The 17139-nt window shown below is 72.4% G+C and carries 16 protein-coding genes; 10 read left to right on the top strand and 6 right to left on the bottom strand.

Translation table 11 applies throughout. The features are described from left to right. The first annotated feature begins 61 nt into the window (after positions 1-61). The 4 genes from ACFV9W_RS21740 (at position 62) to ACFV9W_RS21725 (ending at position 4311) form a co-directional block, all read left to right on the top strand. Positions 62-475 (top strand): DUF3151 domain-containing protein, encoded by a 414-nt coding sequence (locus ACFV9W_RS21740; RefSeq protein ID WP_385763289.1) that lies wholly within the window; start codon positions 62-64, stop codon positions 473-475. Positions 476-630: 155 nt separating this feature from the next. Continuing rightward, positions 631-1485: a tryptophan 2,3-dioxygenase family protein gene (locus tag ACFV9W_RS21735; RefSeq protein ID WP_385763287.1), complete on the top strand. Its 855-nt coding sequence runs from the start codon at positions 631-633 to the stop codon at positions 1483-1485. Then, positions 1478-2689: a kynureninase gene (kynU, locus tag ACFV9W_RS21730; protein ID WP_385763285.1), complete on the top strand. Its 1212-nt coding sequence runs from the start codon at positions 1478-1480 to the stop codon at positions 2687-2689. The genes ACFV9W_RS21735 and kynU overlap by 8 nt, the downstream gene beginning before the upstream one ends. A gap of 1004 nt (positions 2690-3693) precedes the next feature. Beyond that, a complete protein-coding gene (locus ACFV9W_RS21725) occupies positions 3694-4311 on the top strand; it encodes a GNAT family N-acetyltransferase (protein ID WP_385763283.1) in 618 nt (205 codons plus the stop codon). A gap of 175 nt (positions 4312-4486) precedes the next feature. Here the strand turns inward: ACFV9W_RS21725 and ACFV9W_RS21720 are convergent, their stop codons facing one another. Further along, entirely contained in the window at positions 4487-5107 is a 621-nt protein-coding gene (locus ACFV9W_RS21720) for a TetR/AcrR family transcriptional regulator (RefSeq protein WP_385763281.1), read from the bottom strand. A gap of 166 nt (positions 5108-5273) precedes the next feature. On the opposite strand from ACFV9W_RS21720, the gene ACFV9W_RS21715 reads away from it, so the two are divergent. From ACFV9W_RS21715 to ACFV9W_RS21700, 4 genes are all read left to right on the top strand, one after another. After that, a complete protein-coding gene (locus ACFV9W_RS21715; protein ID WP_385763279.1) occupies positions 5274-6179 on the top strand; it encodes an alpha/beta hydrolase in 906 nt (301 codons plus the stop codon). 108 nt (positions 6180-6287) lie between these two features. Then, entirely contained in the window at positions 6288-7622 is a 1335-nt protein-coding gene (locus ACFV9W_RS21710) for a sensor histidine kinase (RefSeq protein ID WP_385763277.1), read from the top strand. Next, positions 7619-8284, top strand: coding sequence for a response regulator (locus ACFV9W_RS21705; protein WP_385763275.1), 666 nt, complete (start codon positions 7619-7621; stop codon positions 8282-8284). Before ACFV9W_RS21710 ends, ACFV9W_RS21705 begins: the two co-directional genes overlap by 4 nt. Before the next feature lie 19 nt (positions 8285-8303). Then, the gene (locus ACFV9W_RS21700) at positions 8304-9539 is read left to right on the top strand and encodes a cytochrome P450 (protein ID WP_385763273.1); all 1236 of its coding nucleotides are present in this window, start codon (positions 8304-8306) and stop codon (positions 9537-9539) included. Here ACFV9W_RS21700 and ACFV9W_RS21695 read toward each other — a convergent pair. The 3 genes from ACFV9W_RS21695 to ACFV9W_RS21685 are packed head-to-tail and all read right to left on the bottom strand — an operon-like array spanning position 9502 to position 12335. Then, the gene (locus tag ACFV9W_RS21695; RefSeq protein WP_385763271.1) at positions 9502-9750 is read right to left on the bottom strand and encodes a hypothetical protein; all 249 of its coding nucleotides are present in this window, start codon (positions 9748-9750) and stop codon (positions 9502-9504) included. The two genes, ACFV9W_RS21700 and ACFV9W_RS21695, sit on opposite strands and share 38 nt — an antisense overlap. 51 nt (positions 9751-9801) lie before the next feature. Then, entirely contained in the window at positions 9802-11418 is a 1617-nt protein-coding gene (locus ACFV9W_RS21690) for an ABC transporter permease (RefSeq protein ID WP_385763269.1), read from the bottom strand. After that, positions 11415-12335: an ATP-binding cassette domain-containing protein gene (locus tag ACFV9W_RS21685; RefSeq protein ID WP_385763267.1), complete on the bottom strand. Its 921-nt coding sequence runs from the start codon at positions 12333-12335 to the stop codon at positions 11415-11417. The genes ACFV9W_RS21690 and ACFV9W_RS21685 overlap by 4 nt, the downstream gene beginning before the upstream one ends. Positions 12336-12427: 92 nt before the next feature. Between ACFV9W_RS21685 and ACFV9W_RS21680 the strand changes: the two genes are divergently transcribed. Further along, positions 12428-12940, top strand: coding sequence for a GbsR/MarR family transcriptional regulator (locus ACFV9W_RS21680; protein WP_385763265.1), 513 nt, complete (start codon positions 12428-12430; stop codon positions 12938-12940). 85 nt (positions 12941-13025) lie between these two features. Here the strand turns inward: ACFV9W_RS21680 and ACFV9W_RS21675 are convergent, their stop codons facing one another. Further along, complete coding sequence (locus tag ACFV9W_RS21675) at positions 13026-13886, bottom strand: diacylglycerol kinase (protein WP_385763263.1); 861 nt, start codon at positions 13884-13886, stop codon at positions 13026-13028. A 172-nt stretch (positions 13887-14058) separates the two neighbouring features. Here ACFV9W_RS21675 and ACFV9W_RS21670 point away from each other — a divergent pair, with 172 nt between their 5' ends. Continuing rightward, positions 14059-15342: an adenylosuccinate synthase gene (locus ACFV9W_RS21670; protein ID WP_385763261.1), complete on the top strand. Its 1284-nt coding sequence runs from the start codon at positions 14059-14061 to the stop codon at positions 15340-15342. A gap of 81 nt (positions 15343-15423) precedes the next feature. Here ACFV9W_RS21670 and ACFV9W_RS21665 read toward each other — a convergent pair whose 3' ends face one another. After that, on the bottom strand, positions 15424-17121 hold the full coding sequence (locus ACFV9W_RS21665; RefSeq protein WP_385763259.1) for a serine/threonine-protein kinase: 1698 nt from the start codon (positions 17119-17121) through the stop codon (positions 15424-15426). Positions 17122-17139: the final 18 nt, after the last annotated feature.

The raw sequence follows: 17139 nt of genomic DNA, 5'->3' as shown, positions 1-17139 counted from the left end.
GCAGACGCATGTCACCGGGGCGCTCGACGGGCAACCGGGAAGGCGCGTCACACTTGACCCCATGAACCTTCACGAGAACCTCCTCGGCGGCCCGCCCCCGACCGAGCTCCCGGACGACCCGGAGCCCCGCGAGCTGCTCGCGTCCGGCACGGCCCCCGCGGACGTCGCCGCGAAGTACCCGACCTCCTCGCTCGCCTGGGCGCAGCTCGCCGACGACGCGTACCAGCGCGGCAGCATCGTCGAGTCGTACGCCTACGCCCGCACCGGCTACCACCGCGGCCTCGACTCGCTGCGCCGCGCCGGCTGGAAGGGCCACGGCCCGGTGCCGTGGGAGCACGAGCCGAACCGCGGCTTCCTGCGCGCCCTGCACGCCCTCGCGCGGGCCGCGGGCGAGATCGGTGAGCAGGAGGAGTACGAGCGCTGCACGCAGTTCCTGAAGGACTCCTCGGAGTCCGCCGCGCAGACGCTGACCTGAGCGTTCTTCGCACGGCAAGGCCCGCCCGGTCCATTGTGACCAGGCGGGCCTTGCCGTTTGCGGGGACGATTGCGGAGGATGCACGTGGGGACCGGGGCCCCGTGTCGGTAACGGCAGGGCGGACCGCTACCCGGAGTACAAAACAGGAGACAGCGATGTCCCACGACGCGGATCACGAGGCGGGGCGCGACACAGAGGCGCCCGCCACCCCGCATCTCGACTTCGCGGGCACCACGCCCTACGAGGACTACGTCCAGGCCGACGTCCTCACCCACCTCCAGCACCTCCGCTCGGACGATCCCGGCGAGATGGTCTTCCTGGTCACCACCCAGGTGATGGAGCTGTGGTTCACCGTCATCGTGCACGAGTGGGAGACGGCCGCCCGCGCCCTCGGCACGGACGACGTGCCGACCGCGGTCGCGGCGCTGAAACGGTCCGTCAGGGAACTGGACGCGCTCAACGCCTCATGGCGGCCGCTCGGCCAGCTCACGCCCGGCCAGTTCAACTCGTACCGGTCCGCGCTCGGCGAGGGCAGCGGCTTCCAGTCGGCGATGTACCGGCGCATGGAGTTCCTGCTCGGCGACAAGTCGGCGTCCATGCTGGTGCCGCACCGCGGCGCGCCGCGGGTGCACGCCGAGCTGGAGAAGGCGCTGCACGAGCCCAGCCTGTACGACGAGGTGCTGCGGCTCCTTGCCCGGCGCGGGCATCCGGTGCCGCGCGCCGTCCTCGACCGTGACGTGTCGCAGAAGTACGTGCCGTCGCCGGAGGTCGAGGCGGTGTGGACGCGCCTGTACGCGGGCGACGAGAACGACGAACTCGCCCGTCTCGGCGAGGCGTTGACGGACGTCGCCGAACTGGTGTGGCGCTGGCGCAACGACCACCTGGTGGCCACGCGGCGCGCGATGGGCGCGAAGGCGGGCACGGGCGGCTCCGCCGGTGTGGCGTGGCTGGAGAAGCGGGCGCAGAAGAACGTGTTCCCCGAGCTGTGGACGGCGAGGTCCCATGTCTGATCTGCAAGAGCGGGCGAAGGAGCTGGATGCGGCCGATCAACTCGCCGGTGTGCGGGGCGAGTTCGTACTCGGTGATGACCACGGCGGTGTCTATCTGGACGGGAACTCGCTGGGCGCGCTGCCCGCGAACGTGCCGGGCCGTGTCGAGGACGTCGTGCGGCGGCAGTGGGGCGAGCTGCGGATCCGGTCCTGGAGCGAGTCGGGGTGGTGGACGGCGCCCGAGCGGATCGGGGACGTGATCGCTCCGCTCGTGGGCGCGGGCGAGGGGCAGGTCGTCGTCGGCGACTCCACAAGTGTCAATGTTTTCAAGGCACTTGTGGGTGCGGTACGGCTCGCCGGCGGTCCCGGGGCCGGGCGGGACGAGATCCTCGTCGACGCGGCGACGTTCCCGACGGACGGGTACATCGCCGCCTCCGCGGCCCGGATGACGGGCTGTTCGGTGCGGGCGGTGGAACCGGGAGAGGTGCCGGGCGCGCTGTCGTCGCGTACGGCGGCGGTGCTGCTGAACCACGTCGACTACCGCAGTGGCCGGCTGCACGATCTGCCGGGGCTCACGGCGGCGATCCGGGCGGCCGGGGCGGTCTCGGTGTGGGACCTGTGCCACAGCGCGGGCGCGCTGCCGGTCGGGCTCGACGAGCACGGGGTCGACCTGGCGGTCGGCTGCACGTACAAGTTCCTGAACGGGGGGCCGGGTTCGCCTGCGTACCTGTATGTGCGCAGGGACCACCAGGCGGCCTTCGACTCGCCGCTGCCGGGGTGGAACTCGCATGCCGAGCCGTTCGGGATGCGGTCCGAGTACGAGGCGGCGGACGGGGTCGTGCGCGGGCGGGTCGGGACGCCGGACATCCTGTCGATGCTGGCGCTGGAGGCGGCGCTGGAGGTGTGGTCGCGGCCCGACGTCTCCGTCGACGCGGTGCGGGCCAAGTCCCTCGGCCTGACGGACTTCTTCCTGGAGTGCGTCGAGGCGTACGTTCCCGGGGGCCGGGTCGAGGTCGTGACGCCGGTCGGGCACGGGCAGCGGGGGAGCCAGGTGGCGTTGCGGTGTGCCGATGCGGGGGACGTGATGGGGCGGCTGATCGGGGCCGGGGTCGTCGGTGACTTCCGGGCCCCGGACATCCTGCGGTTCGGGTTCACGCCGTTGTACCTGTCCTATGCGGATGTGGAGCGGGCGGGGGCGGTGCTGGGGCGGGAGCTCTCCGCGTAGCGGTACCCGGTTGGGGCGGGTGGGGAGCGGTTGGCTGGTGGGTGTGGCCGGGGCCGACTCGGTCGACCGGGGCCCGGGGCGGGGGCGGGTCCGGGGTTGGGGTCGGCGGTGACGGGTGCGCGGCACCGGGGTCTTGGCCCGGCTGCGCGCGGCACCGGCTCTTACCGGCTGCGCCGATCCCGGCTCATCTCCCACCCGCCCGCCCCCTCCGGGGGCGTAGGCCCCCCGGGGCCCGGGGCTGTACCGCGCTTGGCGCCTGTGGCGATGGACGCGCGGCACCGGCGTCTCGCCGACTGAGCCGTTCCTGGCCGTTCTCCCATTCGTCAGCTCGTCCGGGGTCCGGGGTCCGGGGGCTGTACAGGGTTTGTCGTCTGCCGTGACGGGCGCGCGGCACCGGGGCCTTGCCCCGGCTGCGCCGGTCCCCGCTCATCTCCCACCCACCCGCCCCCTCCGGGGGCGTAGGCCCCCCGGAGGCAGCGCTCTGTGGTGGTCGGCTGCTGCGGGACGGCGACGGCTCGTCCGGTCCCTGGTGCTGCACCGGGCTTGGCGTCCGTGACGACGGGTGCGCTGCACAGGCGTCCTGCCCCGGCTGCGCCGATCCCCGCTCATCTCCCACCCGCCCGCCCCTTCCGGGGGCTCCGGTCGTCCGGACCCCGGGCCGCTCTGCCGGGGGGGGGGCAGGGCCCGTCGTCCGTCCCTGTTGCGCGGCACCGGGCGCCGCCTTGCCCACCCTGCCGCCCAAGGCGGCAGATTGCCCAAATCGGGGGTCGTTACCGGGCGGGGAGCCGGGCTGGATGGTTCGGGGCGGGTGGGGGTGTCCAAGGTGGCAGATTGCCCGTGTCGGGTGGGGCCGTCGTTACGGGTCGGTGGGCCGGGCTGGATGGTTCGGGGCGGGTGGGGAACGGCCGAGGGGGCGGACCGCCCTGGGCCCTGTCTCCCCGATCACGGGGTCTCGTGGCGAATATCAGGAGGAGGCGGGTCGGTCGGCCGGACACAATGCGGCCATGGGTGATCACGTTCGAGATGCTTCCCGCCCGGATTTCCTCAGCAAGCCGTCGCTACGAGGGGACCAGGTGCTGCTCCGGCCGGTCACGGTGGATGACGTGCCTGCGCTGATGCCGATGTTCCTGGACGCAGAGGCATCACGGCTGACCGGCAGTCATGACGACGGCGTGCCCGATGAGGGGCGGATACGTACCTGGTACGACAGTCGTCGAGAGCAAGACGACCGGCTGGACCTTGCCGTGGTCGAGCCGGCGTCGGGAAACGTCGTCGGCGAGGTGGTCCTCAACGAGTGGGACCCGGACAACGAAAGTTGCAGCTTCCGTATCTGTCTGGTGCCCGGCACGTACGGATCTGGTCTGGGGACGGAGGCGACCCGTCTGATCGTGGGGTACGGCTTCGAGGAGCTGGGGCTGCACCGCATCTCGCTGGAGGTCTATGCGTTCAATCCGCGAGCCCGCCGCGCTTACGAGAAGGTGGGGTTCGTCGCTGAGGGCGTACTGCGTGACGCACTGCTCTGGGAGGGCGAGCGGGTGGACGCGACGGTGATGTCGATCCTGGCGCCGGAGTGGTTCCAGCACGGTGGACGCCCGGAAAACACTGGTCACGCGTCGGTCTGACCGTGCTGCTCGGCATCGGAGTGCAGTGGAGAGAGCGGCGACCGGATTGTCGCCGGAGACGTACGAGTCCGAGGTCGGCGGAGGCCAGTCGGGGGAGAGGGGAGAGGGGCTGTGGTGCGGTCACGGTCACTGGGCTCGTTCACGGTGCGGTCCTTCCGCGGCGCACCCCGCCCCCTCACCCCACGTAAACCCCCGCCACCCCCGCCGCCACGGCTCCCGCGACCGCGCGTTCCGCGTCGGACGGGGTGGGGGCGGTGCCCGTGGTGAGCAGCCGGTAGTACAGGGGGGCGGACACCGCGCGGATGACCTCCGACGGGTCCGTCCCGGAGGGAAGTTCGCCGCGGGTCACCGCCTGTTCCACGCAGGGGGCCCACTCGGCCACCCGTACCTCGTAGAAGCGGGCGAGGGCCGAGGCCGTGCGCGGGTCGCAGGCGGCCGCGGCGATCACCGCGCGGAACAGGGGGCCCTGCCGGGGGTCGGCCAGGGTGCGTTGGACGAGGCGGGCGTTGGCGGTCAGGTCGCCGTGCAGGGTGCCCGTCTCGGTGCGGGGCAGCGATTCCTGGGCCATCTGGTCGAGGAGGTCGGCGACGAGTCCTGTGGGCGAGCCCCACCGCCGGTACACGGTCGTCTTGCCGACGTCCGCGCGCCGCGCGATGTCGCCCAGGTCGAGCCGGTCGAAGCCGTGCTCGGCGAGGACGTCGCCCGCCGCCTCGAGCACCGCGGCGCGGACGCGGGCGGTGCGCCCGCCGGGGCGGAGCGTGCCGGGTTCGTGGGCGTCGGTCGGGTTGGCGGTCATGACCGCCAGGGTAACGGGGTAACGGTACGAAGGAACCGTTTGTGCGGTCACTGTACGTGTTGACGCACGTCACGGGCCTGGTAGCGTCCGCATACCGCGACGCACCGGCCGCCCGCCGGTTCGTACGCATTTGGCCAAGTTCCGCACGATGTCGAGAGGTTGGAGCATGCCAGACCCCGACAAGTCCGGCGCCACCCGCGAGGAGGCGGAGGAGGCGTCGGCCTTCTCGCATCCCGCCGTGCCGCCGGACGTCAGCGCCGCGTACGGGGATCACCCGGACCAGGTCGTCGACTTCTACGCCCCGAGGGACGGCTCGACCGCGGCCCCGCTGGTCGTGGTCCTGCACGGCGGCGCGTGGCGAGGGCCGTACGACCGGCAGTATCTGACCCCGTTCTGCGACTTCCTCGCGCGGCGCGGCTTCGCCGTCGCCAACGTCGAGTACCGGCGGGGGAGTTCGAGTCCGGTGCCGCATCAATCTGTGCCGCATCAAGGCGTCGAGGGACCCGTCGCGGGGCGTTGGCCCGAGACCTTCGACGACGTGGCGACCGCGCTCGACGCGATGCCCGCGCTCGCGCGGGAGCACCTGCCGTCCGCGGACCCGCGCCGCACCGTCGTCACCGGGCACTCGGCGGGCGGCCAGCTCGCGCTGTGGGCGGGCGCCCGGCACGTGCTGCCGGAGGGCGCTCCGTGGCGCACCCCGGACTCGGCGGCGCTGCGCGGCGTCGTCGCCATCGCCCCGCTGGTGGGCTTCGCGCTCGCCGAGGAGCTGGGTGTCTGCGGCGGCGCGTGCGTCCAGCTCCTGGGCGGTATGCGGGAGTTGTTCGACGAGCGCCGGCCGTACGCGGACCCGGTGGAGCTGCTGCCGACCGGCGTCGCGACGACCGTGGTGCAGGGTCGCGCGGACACGACCGTGCCGTTCGAGCTGGCCGAGGCGTACGCGGACGCGGCGGCGAAGGCGGGCGAGGTCGTGGGTGTCACGCTCCTGGAGGAGGTCGGCCACTTCCCGGTGATCGACCCGGCCGCGGACGCCTGCGCGGTGGTCGCGGAGGAGATCGCGCAACTGGCCTGGTGACCGTGGCCCCGGGGTCGCAAAGCAAGGCTCTAGTCCTTGCGACGGACCCCGCCGAACCCTCCTCCGTACGGACGCGGAGCGCCGCCCCCGCGACCTACCGTGAAGGGCATGACCGACACGACCATCGTCCAGGGCCCGCGGGAACACAGCCCTGAGATCAATCTCGCCAAGGCGGCGCTGCGGGGGCTGCGCGAGGACCTGTTCCGGGGGGTGCTCGCGTACCGGCCGATGCCGCGGGCGGGCACGGACGGGCCGTGGGCCCGGCAGTTCCCCGAGCGGTTCCGCCGTCGCCTGGGGCTCCTGCCGCACGCCGTCGTCCTCGGCCTCGCCGGGTTCACGCTGATCACCGGCATGGCGAGCTACGGTGCCCTCGACGACGGCTTCTTCGCCCTGGTCGCCGGACTGATGGCCGCGGTCCCCGTGGCACTCACCCTGCTCCGCCCGGTCCTCGCCTTCTGGCTCTCGCTGGGGGCCGCCCCGCTCCTGGTCTGGGCGACGGGCGACGGCCTCTACCCGTGGTCGGGCGGCAGCATCCTGGGCCACACGATCGTGATGATGGTGGTCGCGGCGCGCACCCGGCCGCGTACGGCGGCCTGGATGTGGGCCCTGTCCACGCTGTACTCGCTGCTCTCCGCGGCGGTCTTCGGCAGCCTGAACGGCGGCATCGCGGTTCCCATGACGGTGCTCTCCGGCATGGGGGTCGGGATCGTCGCGCTCGTCCAGGTCAACCGGAACGCGCGCCGCGAGGTCGTCCAGGAGCGCACGGTCACCGCCGTCGAGCGGGACCGGCGCACGCTCCTGGAGGAGCGCACGAACATCGCGCGCGAGCTGCACGACGTGGTGGCGCACCACATGTCGGTCGTCGCGATCCAGGCGGAGGCCGCCCCGTACCGCGTCGAGAACCCGCCGCCCGAGCTGGAGCAGGCGTTCGTCACGATCCGGGAGAACGCGGTGGCGGCGCTCACCGAGCTGCGCCGTGTCCTCGGTGTCGTACGGGCCGAGGACTACGAGGCGCCCGACGCCCCGCAGCCCACCCTCGCCGACCTCGACAAGCTCCTGGAGAACGTGCGGGAGGCGGGCCTGGCCGTGACGCGGACGGTGACCGGCGCGGCCCGTGAACTCCCGCAGGGCGTCGAGCTGTCGGCGTACCGGATCGTGCAGGAGGCGCTGAGCAACGCGCTGCGGCACGCCCCGGGTTCGCAGGCCGCGGTCGAGGTTTCGTACGTCCTCGGGGGCCTCGGCCTCAGGATCGTCAACGGCCCGTCGACAGGGCTGGTGAAGCCGAGCCCCGGCGCCGGACACGGCCTCACCGGGATGCGCGAGCGTGTGTCGATGCTGGACGGCGAGATGACGGCGGAGGGGACGGCCGACGGCGGGTACGAGGTGGCGGTCTTCATCCCCGTCGCCCGCGCCGCGGCCGCCGGGACGGAGGACGAGGCGTGATCAGGGTCCTGGTCGCCGACGACCAGATGATGGTCCGTGAGGGCTTCTCGGTCCTGCTGAACGCGATGCCGGACTTCGAGGTCGTCGGCGAGGCCGTCAACGGCGTCGAAGCCATCGCCAAGGTCCGTGAACTGCGCCCCGACGTCGTCCTGATGGACATCCGGATGCCCGAGCTGAACGGCATCGAGGCGACCCGCGAGATCGTCGCGGCGGACGCGGGCACGAAGGTGCTCGTCCTGACCACCTTCGACCTGGACGAGTACGTGTACCAGGCGCTGCGGGCCGGGGCCTCCGGCTTCCTCCTCAAGGACGCCTCCGCGCGCGAACTCGCCGACGGCGTACGGGTGGTGGCGAGCGGCGAGGCCCTCCTCGCGCCGACCGTGACCCGCCGCCTGATCACCGAGTTCGCCAAGCTGTCCGAGGCCTCGCCGGTTCCGGCGGGGCGGCAGCCGGGGGCGTACGGGGAGCTGACCGAGCGCGAGACGGAGGTGCTCGTCCTGATCGCGCAGGGCCTGTCGAACATCGAGATCGCGGAGCGGCTCGTGGTCGCCGAGTCGACGATCAAGACGCATGTGAGCCGGGTCCTGGTGAAGCTGGGGCTGCGCGACCGGACGCAGGCGGCGGTGTTCGCGTACGAGGCACGACTGGTCACGCCGGGCTGAGCGGGGCTAGCGTCCGCGCATGGATGCCGCTGTGTTCGATCCCTGGTCCCCGGCCTTCGTCGCCGATCCGTATCCCGCCTACGCGGCCCTGCGCGAGGCCGGCCGGGTCCACTGGTTCGAGCCCTCGAACCAGTACCTGGTCCCGCACCACGCCGACGTCTCGGCGCTCCTGCGCGACCGCCGCCTGGGCCGCACCTATCAACACCGGTACGCCCACGAGGACTTCGGCCGCACCGCCCCGCCGCCCGAGCGCGAGCCGTTCCACACCCTCAACGACCACGGCATGCTCGACCTGGAGCCCCCGGACCACACCCGCATCCGCCGCCTGGTGTCGAAGGCGTTCACGCCGGGCACGGTGCGCCAACTCCAGTCTTACGTAGAGAAGTTGGCGGGCGAACTCGTCTCCGGTCTCGTCGCCGACGGTGGCGGCGATCTGCTCACGGCCGTCGCCGAGCCGCTGCCCGTGGCCGTCATCGCGGAGATGCTCGGCATCCCCGAGTCGGAACGGGCGCCGCTGCGGCCGTGGTCGGCGGCGATCTGCGGCATGTACGAGCTGAACCCGTCGCAGGAGACGGCGCGGGCCGCGGTCACCGCGTCCATCGAATTCACCGAGTATCTAAGGGAGTTGATCGCGCGGCGCCGGGCGTGCCCCGCCGACGACCTGATCTCGGGGCTCATCGCCGCCCACGACGACGAGGACGGCACGGGCTCGGGCTCCGCGCCCGCCCGCCTCACCGAACAGGAGATGATCTCCACCTGCGTCCTGCTCCTCAACGCTGGGCACGAGGCCACGGTCAACGCGACCGTCAACGGCTGGTGGGCCCTGTTCCGGCACAACGAGCAGCTGGCGGCCCTGCGTGCGGACCACTCCCTGGTCCCCACCGCGATCGAGGAGCTGATGCGCTACGACACCCCGCTCCAGCTCTTCGAACGCTGGGTGCTCGACGACATCGAGGTGGCGGGCACCACGATCCCGGCCGGTTCGGAGGTGGCCCTGCTGTTCGGCTCGGCCAATCACGACCCGGCGGTCTTCGACGCCCCGGAGAGGCTGGACCTGACCCGCCCCGACAACCCGCACATCTCCTTCTCGGCGGGCATCCACTACTGCATCGGCGCCCCGCTCGCCCGCGTCGAACTCGCGGCGTCCATGCGGGCGTTGCTGACGCGGGCGCCGACGCTGCGGCTCGCGGCGGAGCCGGAGCGCAAGCCGAACTTCGTCATCCGCGGCCTGGAGGGTCTGCGTGTCGAGCTGTGAGGAGACGGGTCAGCAGCACCCCGGCCAGCGCTCCGGCGAGGGTGCCGCCGGCCAGGCACAGCGGCAGGTCCACGGCGAACACCCGCCAGTCCGGGCCCTGCTCGAACCGGTGGATCCGGCCGTCGGCACGGACGTTCCAGACGGCGATCCCGGCGCCGAGACCGGCGAGGGTGCTGAGGCAGCCGACGGCGGCCTGAGTGCGTTGTCCCATGTCAGGGGGACGCACTCGGGCCGCTGAAGGGTTCCGCGGGCGAGGTGCCGCTCAGCTGGACATGTCCCGCCTGCGCAGCCCGGCCAGGCCGACGGCCACGAACACGGCCGCGAGCGCCACCTCCACGAGCACCGGGCCCCACGTCATCTCCCCGCCCGGCAGCTTCGGCAGATGTCCGAACGGCGATACGTCCATGACCGCCTGCGGCAGCTTCAGCGCGGGGCCGATCCAGCCGATGAGGAGCGCCGCGCCCGCCACCGCCCACGCGGCGACGGCCGCCCGCGGCAGCAGCCCGTACAGCAGCACGGCCACCCCGCCGAGCGTCCAGATCGCGGCGAGCTGGACCAGGCAGGCGCCGACGACGGGCCCGAACTCCTTGCCGTGGCCGAGCGCGAGGCCGACCCCGCCGAGCAGCATGATCAGCGCGGCGCCCGCGAAGGCGATCACCAGGTGTCCGGCTGCCCAGGCGGTGCGGCCCACCGCGTTCGCCAGGATGGGTTCGGCGCGCTGCGAGGTCTCCTCGCCGCTGAGCCGGAGCACCGCCTGCACGATGTAGAGCGCGGCGACCATTCCGAGCATGCCGACCATCGTGGCGAGGAAGGCGTCGGTGATGCCGGACTGGCCGCCCATCCGCTCGATGAGCTCGACGGTGTTCTCGCTGTCGCCGACCAGTTCGGCCGCCCCCTCGGTCATGCCGCCGAAGACGACACCGGCGGCGAGGAACCCGATGGACCAGCCGATGACGCTGCCCCGCTGGAGCCGCCAGGCCAGCGAACCGGCCGTGCCGAGGCGCCCGTCCGCGGGCCCCGGGCGGGTCGGCAGGAAGCTCATGCCGATGTCGCGCCGCCCGGCCAGTTCGTAGCCGACCGCGCCCTGGATCAGGACGGCCGCGAGGAGGAGACCGAGCACCCACCACCGTTCGTCGGCGAAGGCGCGGACGTTCTCGACCCAGCCGATGGGCGAGATCCAGGTCAGCGGCGACGAGCCGTCGTTGGTGCCGGAGTCGCCCGCCGCGCGCAGCACGAAGGCCGCGCCGAGCACCGCCGATGTGGCGCCGCGCGCGAGCCGCGCGCTCTCGGTGAACTGGGCGACGATCGCGCCCATCGTCGCGAACACCATCCCGCAGCCGCCGATCGAGAGCCCGAGGGCCAGGGCCCCCGCGCCGCCCTGGGCGGCGAGGCCGCCGGTGACGAGCAGCGCGAGCACACCGTTGGCCACGAGGGCCGCGAGCAGCGCGGCGGTCAGCGGCGCGCGCCGCCCCACCATCGCCGACGACACCAGTTCCTGCCGCCCGCTCTCCTCCTCGTCACGGGTGTGCCGCACGACGATGAGCAGGCTCATGATCGCGGCGAAGACCGCGGCGAACGTGCCCGCGCGCCAGGCCGTGAGCGCGCCGAGCGAGTCCCCGAAGACGGGCCCGTACATGGCGCGCATCGAGCTGTTGGTGTTCATGGAGGCCGCGATGTCGGCCCGGTCGGCGGCCGTGGGCCACACCGACTCCAGCGAGCCCGGCATCGACACGACCATCCCTGCGGTGATGGCGACCCATACGGGCATCATCACGCGGTCGCGCCGCAGCGCGAGCCTGAGGAGCGTCCCGGTGCCCGCGAGGTGCCGCGCGCCGCCGGACCTGGAGACGTAGCGATCTTCGCTCAGGAGGGTGGTCATCGCGACACCGCCGCTTCGGGAGTGCGGACGTCGTCCTGGTAGTGCCGCATGAACAGCTCTTCCAGGGTGGGCGGGGTGCTGGTCAGCGAGCGCACACCGGACCCGGCGAGCGAGCGGAGCACGGCGTCGAGCTTGTCGGTGTCGACCTGCAGCTTGACGCGCTTGCCCTGTACGTCGAGGTCGTGCACCCCGGGGAGGTCGCCCAACCCGCCCGGTTCGCCCGCGAGTTCGGCGGTGACGCTGGTACGGGTCAGATGCCGCAGGTCGGCGAGCGAACCGCTCTCCACGGTCACGCCCTTGCGGATGATGCTGACCCGGTCGCAGAGCTCCTCGACCTCGCTGAGGATGTGCGAGGACAGCAGCACCGTCCGCCCGTGCTCGCGCGCGGCCTCCTCGACGTAGGACTGGAAGACGTCCTCCATCAGCGGGTCGAGGCCGGAGGTCGGCTCGTCGAGGATCAGTACGTCGATGTCGACGGCGGCGAACGCGGCGACCAGGGCGACCTTCTGCCGGTTGCCCTTGGAGTACGTGCGGCCCTTCTTGGTCGGGTCGAGTTCGAAGCGCTCGATGAGCTCGGCCTTGCGCTTCTTGTCGAGGCCGCCGCGCAGCCGCCCGTAGAGGTCGATGACCTCGCCGCCGCTGAGGTTGCGCCACAGCGTCACATCACCGGGCACGTACGCGACCTTGCGGTGCAGTTCCACGGCGTCGGCCCACGGGTCGCGGCCGAGCAGCTGGACGGCGCCGGAATCGGCGCGCAGCAGGCCGAGCAGGACGCGGATGGTGGTGGACTTCCCCGCGCCGTTCGGGCCGAGGAAGCCGTGCACCTCTCCTGCCTCGACGTCCAGGTCGAGGCCGTCCAGCGCGTGGGTCCCGCCGAACGACTTGTGCAGTCCGGAGACCGTGATTGCCTTCGTCATGTTTCTGAAGCTACGCGCACTTCACAAATTTGTGAAGTTAAGGAAACGTATAAACTGGCTTCGCAGGCCGGGCAAGGGGAGAGGATCGGGACATGGGTACGCAGGGCATGGACGAGACGCAGGCACGGGCGGCCGAGGAGGCCCGATCCCGGTTCGTCGAGCGCTTCGCCGCCCAGCTCGTCGAGGCCGGCATGGCCCGGATGCCCGCCCGCATCTTCGCGGCCCTCCTCGCCTCCGACTCCGGGGCCCTCACCTCGGCCGAACTCGGCAAGCAGCTCCAGGTCAGCCCGGCCGCGGTGTCCGGGGCGGTGCGCTATCTGACCCAGCAGCACATGGTCACGCGCGAGCGCGAGCCCGGGACGCGGCGCGACCTCTTCCGGGTGCACAGCAACCAGTGGTACGAGGCGCTGGCCAACCGCGACAGCATCATGAAGCGCTGGGAGGACGCGCTGCGCGAGGGCGTCGACAACCTCGGCGCGGACACCCCCGCGGGCCGCCGCATCGCCGAGACCCTGGCGTTCTTCGAGTTCGTCCAGTCCGAGTTCGACGGCCTCCTGGAACGCTGGCGCGCCCACCGCAAGACCTTGGGCTTCTCGGACGGCTGAGCAAATTAAGCCCCGCCGGCGATTGAGGCGCGGGGTCCGGGGCAGCGCCCCGAGACCTCAGCCACGGTGCCGGTCAACAATCCCGCTACGGAAGCGCCAGCGCCCACGCCCTCGCCCGCACCGACCACGTCCGCCTCCGCACCGGCCCCCCGATCGTCACCCGGTCCGCCCGGTACCGGAAGTCCGCCCCGGTCACCGTGACCGTCCGCGCCCGCACCGAGACGGGGCCCTCCGCGGCCCTGCGCACCTCCACCCGCGCAAACCCGTCCCCCGCACAGGGCGTCACCGAGACACCCCGGACCGGCTGGTCGAGGTCGACGAGCGTCGCCCCGTCCGCCTCGATCCGCAGCCGCGCGGCCTGCGCCTCGCCCGCATCGGCGCCGCGCGGCGAACGCGCCGCGAGGTTCCGCACCAGCGAGCCGCACGTCCGCCACCAGGCCCGGCCGCCCTGTGGCCCCGAGCCCGCGGGATCGGCGATCGGCGGGATGCACAGGCCGCCGAGCACCACCCCGTCGCTGTCGTCCACCAGCAGATCGAGCCGCCGCGGCGCCCCGTCGAGCGCGGCCCGCGCCGCCTCGACCGTGCCGCCGGGCACGCCGAGCGACCGGGAGAGCGACACCGCCGCCCCCACCGGCACCATCGAGAACACCGCGTCCGCCAGCTCCCGCTCCCGGTGCAGCAGGGACACCGCACGCAGCAGCGCCCGGTCGTCGCCGACCACGACGGGTCGTCTCACACCCCGCTTGGCCAGCGCTTTCGCGAATTCCGCCGGGCCCTCAGGCAGACACACCTTCGCCGTCGAACCCGCGCACAACACGTCCTTGGCGATGCGCACGGACTCCCCGTCGGCACGCATCGCGAGCGGATCGACGATCACCAGAAGCTGCCGCGACAGCCCCTCGCTCGCGCCGTCCGTACGGTCAGATGGATGGTCCAAAGCCGCCACCTCGGCCTTGCCTCGCTTCCTCGGGTAGCATCTTTGTGCAAGAGCCCCTTGCGCTATTGCGCCAGGGGCTTGGTCTATTCCGGGGCACCCCAAGGCTTACGAAGGCACGCCGCAAAGGAGCGGCCACGGCCCCTGACCTTGGACATGCCCCGCCCGGAAGGGGTGTACGCCTGTGCCCGCACTTGTGCTGCTCGGTGCTCAGTGGGGTGACGAAGGCAAGGGAAAGGCCACCGACCTGCTCGGTGGATCCGTGGACTATGTAGTGCGCTACCAGGGCGGCAACAACGCCGGCCACACGGTTGTCGTAGGCGACCAGAAGTACGCGCTGCATCTCCTCCCTTCCGGAATCCTCTCGCCGGAGTGCACGCCGGTCATTGGAAACGGTGTCGTCGTCGACCCGTCGGTCCTGCTCTCCGAGCTGAGCGGTCTGAACGAGCGCGGCGTCGACACGTCGAAGCTCCTGCTCAGCGGTAACGCGCACATCATCACGCCCTACAACGTGACGGTGGACAAGGTCACCGAGCGCTTCCTCGGCAAGCGCAAGATCGGTACGACAGGGCGCGGTATCGGCCCGACGTACGCGGACAAGATCAACCGCGTCGGCATCCGCGTCCAGGACCTCTACGACGAGTCGATCCTCACCCAGAAGGTCGAAGCGGCCCTCGAGGTCAAGAACCAGCTCCTGACGAAGCTCTACAACCGCCGCGCCATCGAGTCGCAGCAGGTCGTCGAGGAGCTGCTCGGCTACGCCGACAAGATCAAGGGCTACGTCGCCGACACCACCCTGGTGATCAACGACGCGCTCGACGAGGACAAGGTCGTCCTGTTCGAGGGCGGCCAGGGCACGCTCCTGGACATCGACCACGGCACGTACCCCTTCGTCACCTCCTCGAACCCGACCGCGGGCGGCGCCTGCACGGGTGCGGGCGTCGGCCCGACGAAGATCAGCCGCGTCATCGGCATCCTCAAGGCCTACACGACGCGGGTCGGCGCGGGCCCGTTCCCGACCGAGCTGTTCGACCAGGACGGCGAGGACCTGCGCCGCATCGGCGGCGAGCGCGGTGTCACCACCGGCCGCGACCGTCGCTGCGGCTGGTTCGACGCGGTGATCGCCCGTTACGCGACGCGCGTCAACGGCCTCACCGACTTCTTCCTGACGAAGCTCGACGTGCTCACCGGCTGGGAGCAGATCCCGGTCTGCGTCGCGTACGAGATCGACGGCAAGCGCGTCGAGGAGCTCCCGTACTCCCAGACCGACTTCCACCACGCGAAGCCGGTCTACGAGTACCTGCCGGGCTGGTCGGAGGACATCACGAAGGCCAAGACCTTCGCGGACCTCCCCAAGAACGCGCAGGCCTACGTCAAGGCGCTGGAGGAGATGTCCGGCGCCCCGATCTCCGCGATCGGCGTCGGTCCAGGGCGCGACGAGACGATCCAGGTCAACTCGTTCCTGTAGGCCGCTGCGGCCTTGTGCGCCCCGGTCCGCTTCGGCGGGCCGGGGCGTCGCCGTTTTCACGGGGCGCCCGTCCGGCGGGCCTCACCCCGACCTGTCGTACGTCACCGGCGCCTCGCCGCCCGCCATCGCGCGCTCGAGTCCGCCGGTCGCCGTGAGGGAGAGCGTGCTGGATCCGCCCGGGCTGCAGGCGCCCGCCGGCCGGGCCGTCGTCGGGACGGTGGGGCCGATGCGGACCGTGGCGGACGTCGCCGACTCCAGCCGGCCCTGGAAGACGCAGTGGTAGGGCTCGCCGTTCCGCTGGTAGCCGTCCGCCGTCAGGGAGAAGACCGTGTCCCCGGAGGCGCCCTGCCGGAGCGTGATGCTGCGCGGGTGGTGGCCGCCCGCGTTGTCGATCGCGCCCTCCCACGTGCCGAGGAACGTGGTCGGTATGTCGCCCGCGGCGGACTGCGGGGACTCCTCCTGGGAGGTCGTCTCCTGGGTCGGGGGACTCGGGTCGGGGGCGGCCGGGGCGGAGCCGGGGGACGTCGCGGACGTGGCGGAGGCCTTGTCGTCGGCCCGGTCGGACGGCTTGCCCGTGCCGTTCATCAACGCGTACACCGAACCGCCCGCGCCGAGAGCGACGATCAGTGCGACCACGATGAGCGCCGGAGTGGAGCGACTGCGGCGCGGCGGCTGCGGAGGCGGCGGGCCGTACGGCGGGGTCTGGCCCCAAGGGTGGCCGTAGCCCGGCGCGGGTGGGGGCGCCGGGGCCGCGTGGGAGACCACGGTCGGCAGGTGGTTCAGGGAGGCCGCGCCGGGCGTGCCGGGCGGCGGGGGCGCCACCGGTTCGGGGTCGGGCGGCGGTGCGGGCGCGGGGACCCGGGCCATCTGCTCCGGGTTCTCCGTGTCCAGCAGCTGCACCGCGTGCCGGGCCAGCTGGGCGACGAGGGCGCCCGGCAGCCACGGGTCGCGGGTGCGGCCGCCGTCGCCCAACGCGTCGTCCACGCCGCACCGCTGGAGTATCTCGTCGAGCGTGGGACGGTCGCCGGGCTGCTTGTGCAGACAGTCACGGACGAGATCCTGGAGGCCCTCCGGCAGCCCCGCCAGGTCGGGCGGCTCCTCCGCGATGCGGTACATCAGGGCGTGCACCCCGCTGTTGCTCGTACGGAACGGCAGCCGTCCCGACGCCGCGAAGGCGAGCACCGACCCCAGGCAGAACACGTCGCACGCCGGGGTGATCCGGTCGCCGCGCACCTGCTCGGGCGCCATGAAGCCGGGCGAACCGACGAGCGCCCCGGTACGGGTCAGCCCGCCGTCGGTCACCGTCTCCAGGGCGCGCGCGATGCCGAAGTCGATGACGCGCGGCCCGTCGACGGTGATCAGCACGTTCGACGGCTTCAGGTCGCGGTGCACGATGCCCGCCGCGTGAATGTCCTTGAGCGCGTGCGCGAGGCCGCCCGCGAGGATGCGCACCGAACGCTCGGGCAGCGCGCCGTAGTCGTGCGACACCACCTGCTGGAGACTGGGCCCCGCCACGTACCCGGTCGCCACCCAGGGGAGCTCCGCGTCCGTGTCCGCGTCGAGCACCGGAGCCGTCCACGCGCCGCCGACCCGCCGCGCGGCCGCCACCTCCTGCCGGAACCGGTGCCTGAACTCCTCCTGCTCCGCGAGCTCTTCGCGGATCACCTTCACCGCCACCGTGCGACCGCGCTCCGAGCGCGCGAGATACACCTCGCCCATGCCACCCGCGCCGAGCCGGCCGAGCAGCCGGTACGCGCCGATGCTCTGCTTACCCTCCATGTCGCGCCACCCTCCCCC

The organism is Streptomyces sp. NPDC059897, from assembly GCF_042730865.1.
GTDB lineage: Bacteria > Actinomycetota > Actinomycetes > Streptomycetales > Streptomycetaceae > Streptomyces.
Note: the sequence above shows the minus strand (reverse complement) of the source record. Positions and strands in the feature narration are given on the sequence as shown.

What these genes read in the sequence shown, in the direction of transcription:
- ACFV9W_RS21740 (WP_385763289.1), top strand. Translation starts at nt 62, where the DNA reads ATGAACCTTCACGAGAACCTCCTCGGCGGCCCGCCCCCGACCGAGCTC.
- ACFV9W_RS21735 (WP_385763287.1), top strand. Translation starts at nt 631, where the DNA reads ATGTCCCACGACGCGGATCACGAGGCGGGGCGCGACACAGAGGCGCCC.
- kynU (WP_385763285.1), top strand. Translation starts at nt 1,478, where the DNA reads ATGTCTGATCTGCAAGAGCGGGCGAAGGAGCTGGATGCGGCCGATCAA.
- ACFV9W_RS21725 (WP_385763283.1), top strand. Translation starts at nt 3,694, where the DNA reads ATGGGTGATCACGTTCGAGATGCTTCCCGCCCGGATTTCCTCAGCAAG.
- ACFV9W_RS21720 (WP_385763281.1), bottom strand. Translation starts at nt 5,107, where the DNA reads ATGACCGCCAACCCGACCGACGCCCACGAACCCGGCACGCTCCGCCCC.
- ACFV9W_RS21715 (WP_385763279.1), top strand. Translation starts at nt 5,274, where the DNA reads ATGCCAGACCCCGACAAGTCCGGCGCCACCCGCGAGGAGGCGGAGGAG.
- ACFV9W_RS21710 (WP_385763277.1), top strand. Translation starts at nt 6,288, where the DNA reads ATGACCGACACGACCATCGTCCAGGGCCCGCGGGAACACAGCCCTGAG.
- ACFV9W_RS21700 (WP_385763273.1), top strand. Translation starts at nt 8,304, where the DNA reads ATGGATGCCGCTGTGTTCGATCCCTGGTCCCCGGCCTTCGTCGCCGAT.
- ACFV9W_RS21695 (WP_385763271.1), bottom strand. Translation starts at nt 9,750, where the DNA reads ATGGGACAACGCACTCAGGCCGCCGTCGGCTGCCTCAGCACCCTCGCC.
- ACFV9W_RS21690 (WP_385763269.1), bottom strand. Translation starts at nt 11,418, where the DNA reads ATGACCACCCTCCTGAGCGAAGATCGCTACGTCTCCAGGTCCGGCGGC.
- ACFV9W_RS21685 (WP_385763267.1), bottom strand. Translation starts at nt 12,335, where the DNA reads ATGACGAAGGCAATCACGGTCTCCGGACTGCACAAGTCGTTCGGCGGG.
- ACFV9W_RS21680 (WP_385763265.1), top strand. Translation starts at nt 12,428, where the DNA reads ATGGGTACGCAGGGCATGGACGAGACGCAGGCACGGGCGGCCGAGGAG.
- ACFV9W_RS21665 (WP_385763259.1), bottom strand. Translation starts at nt 17,121, where the DNA reads ATGGAGGGTAAGCAGAGCATCGGCGCGTACCGGCTGCTCGGCCGGCTC.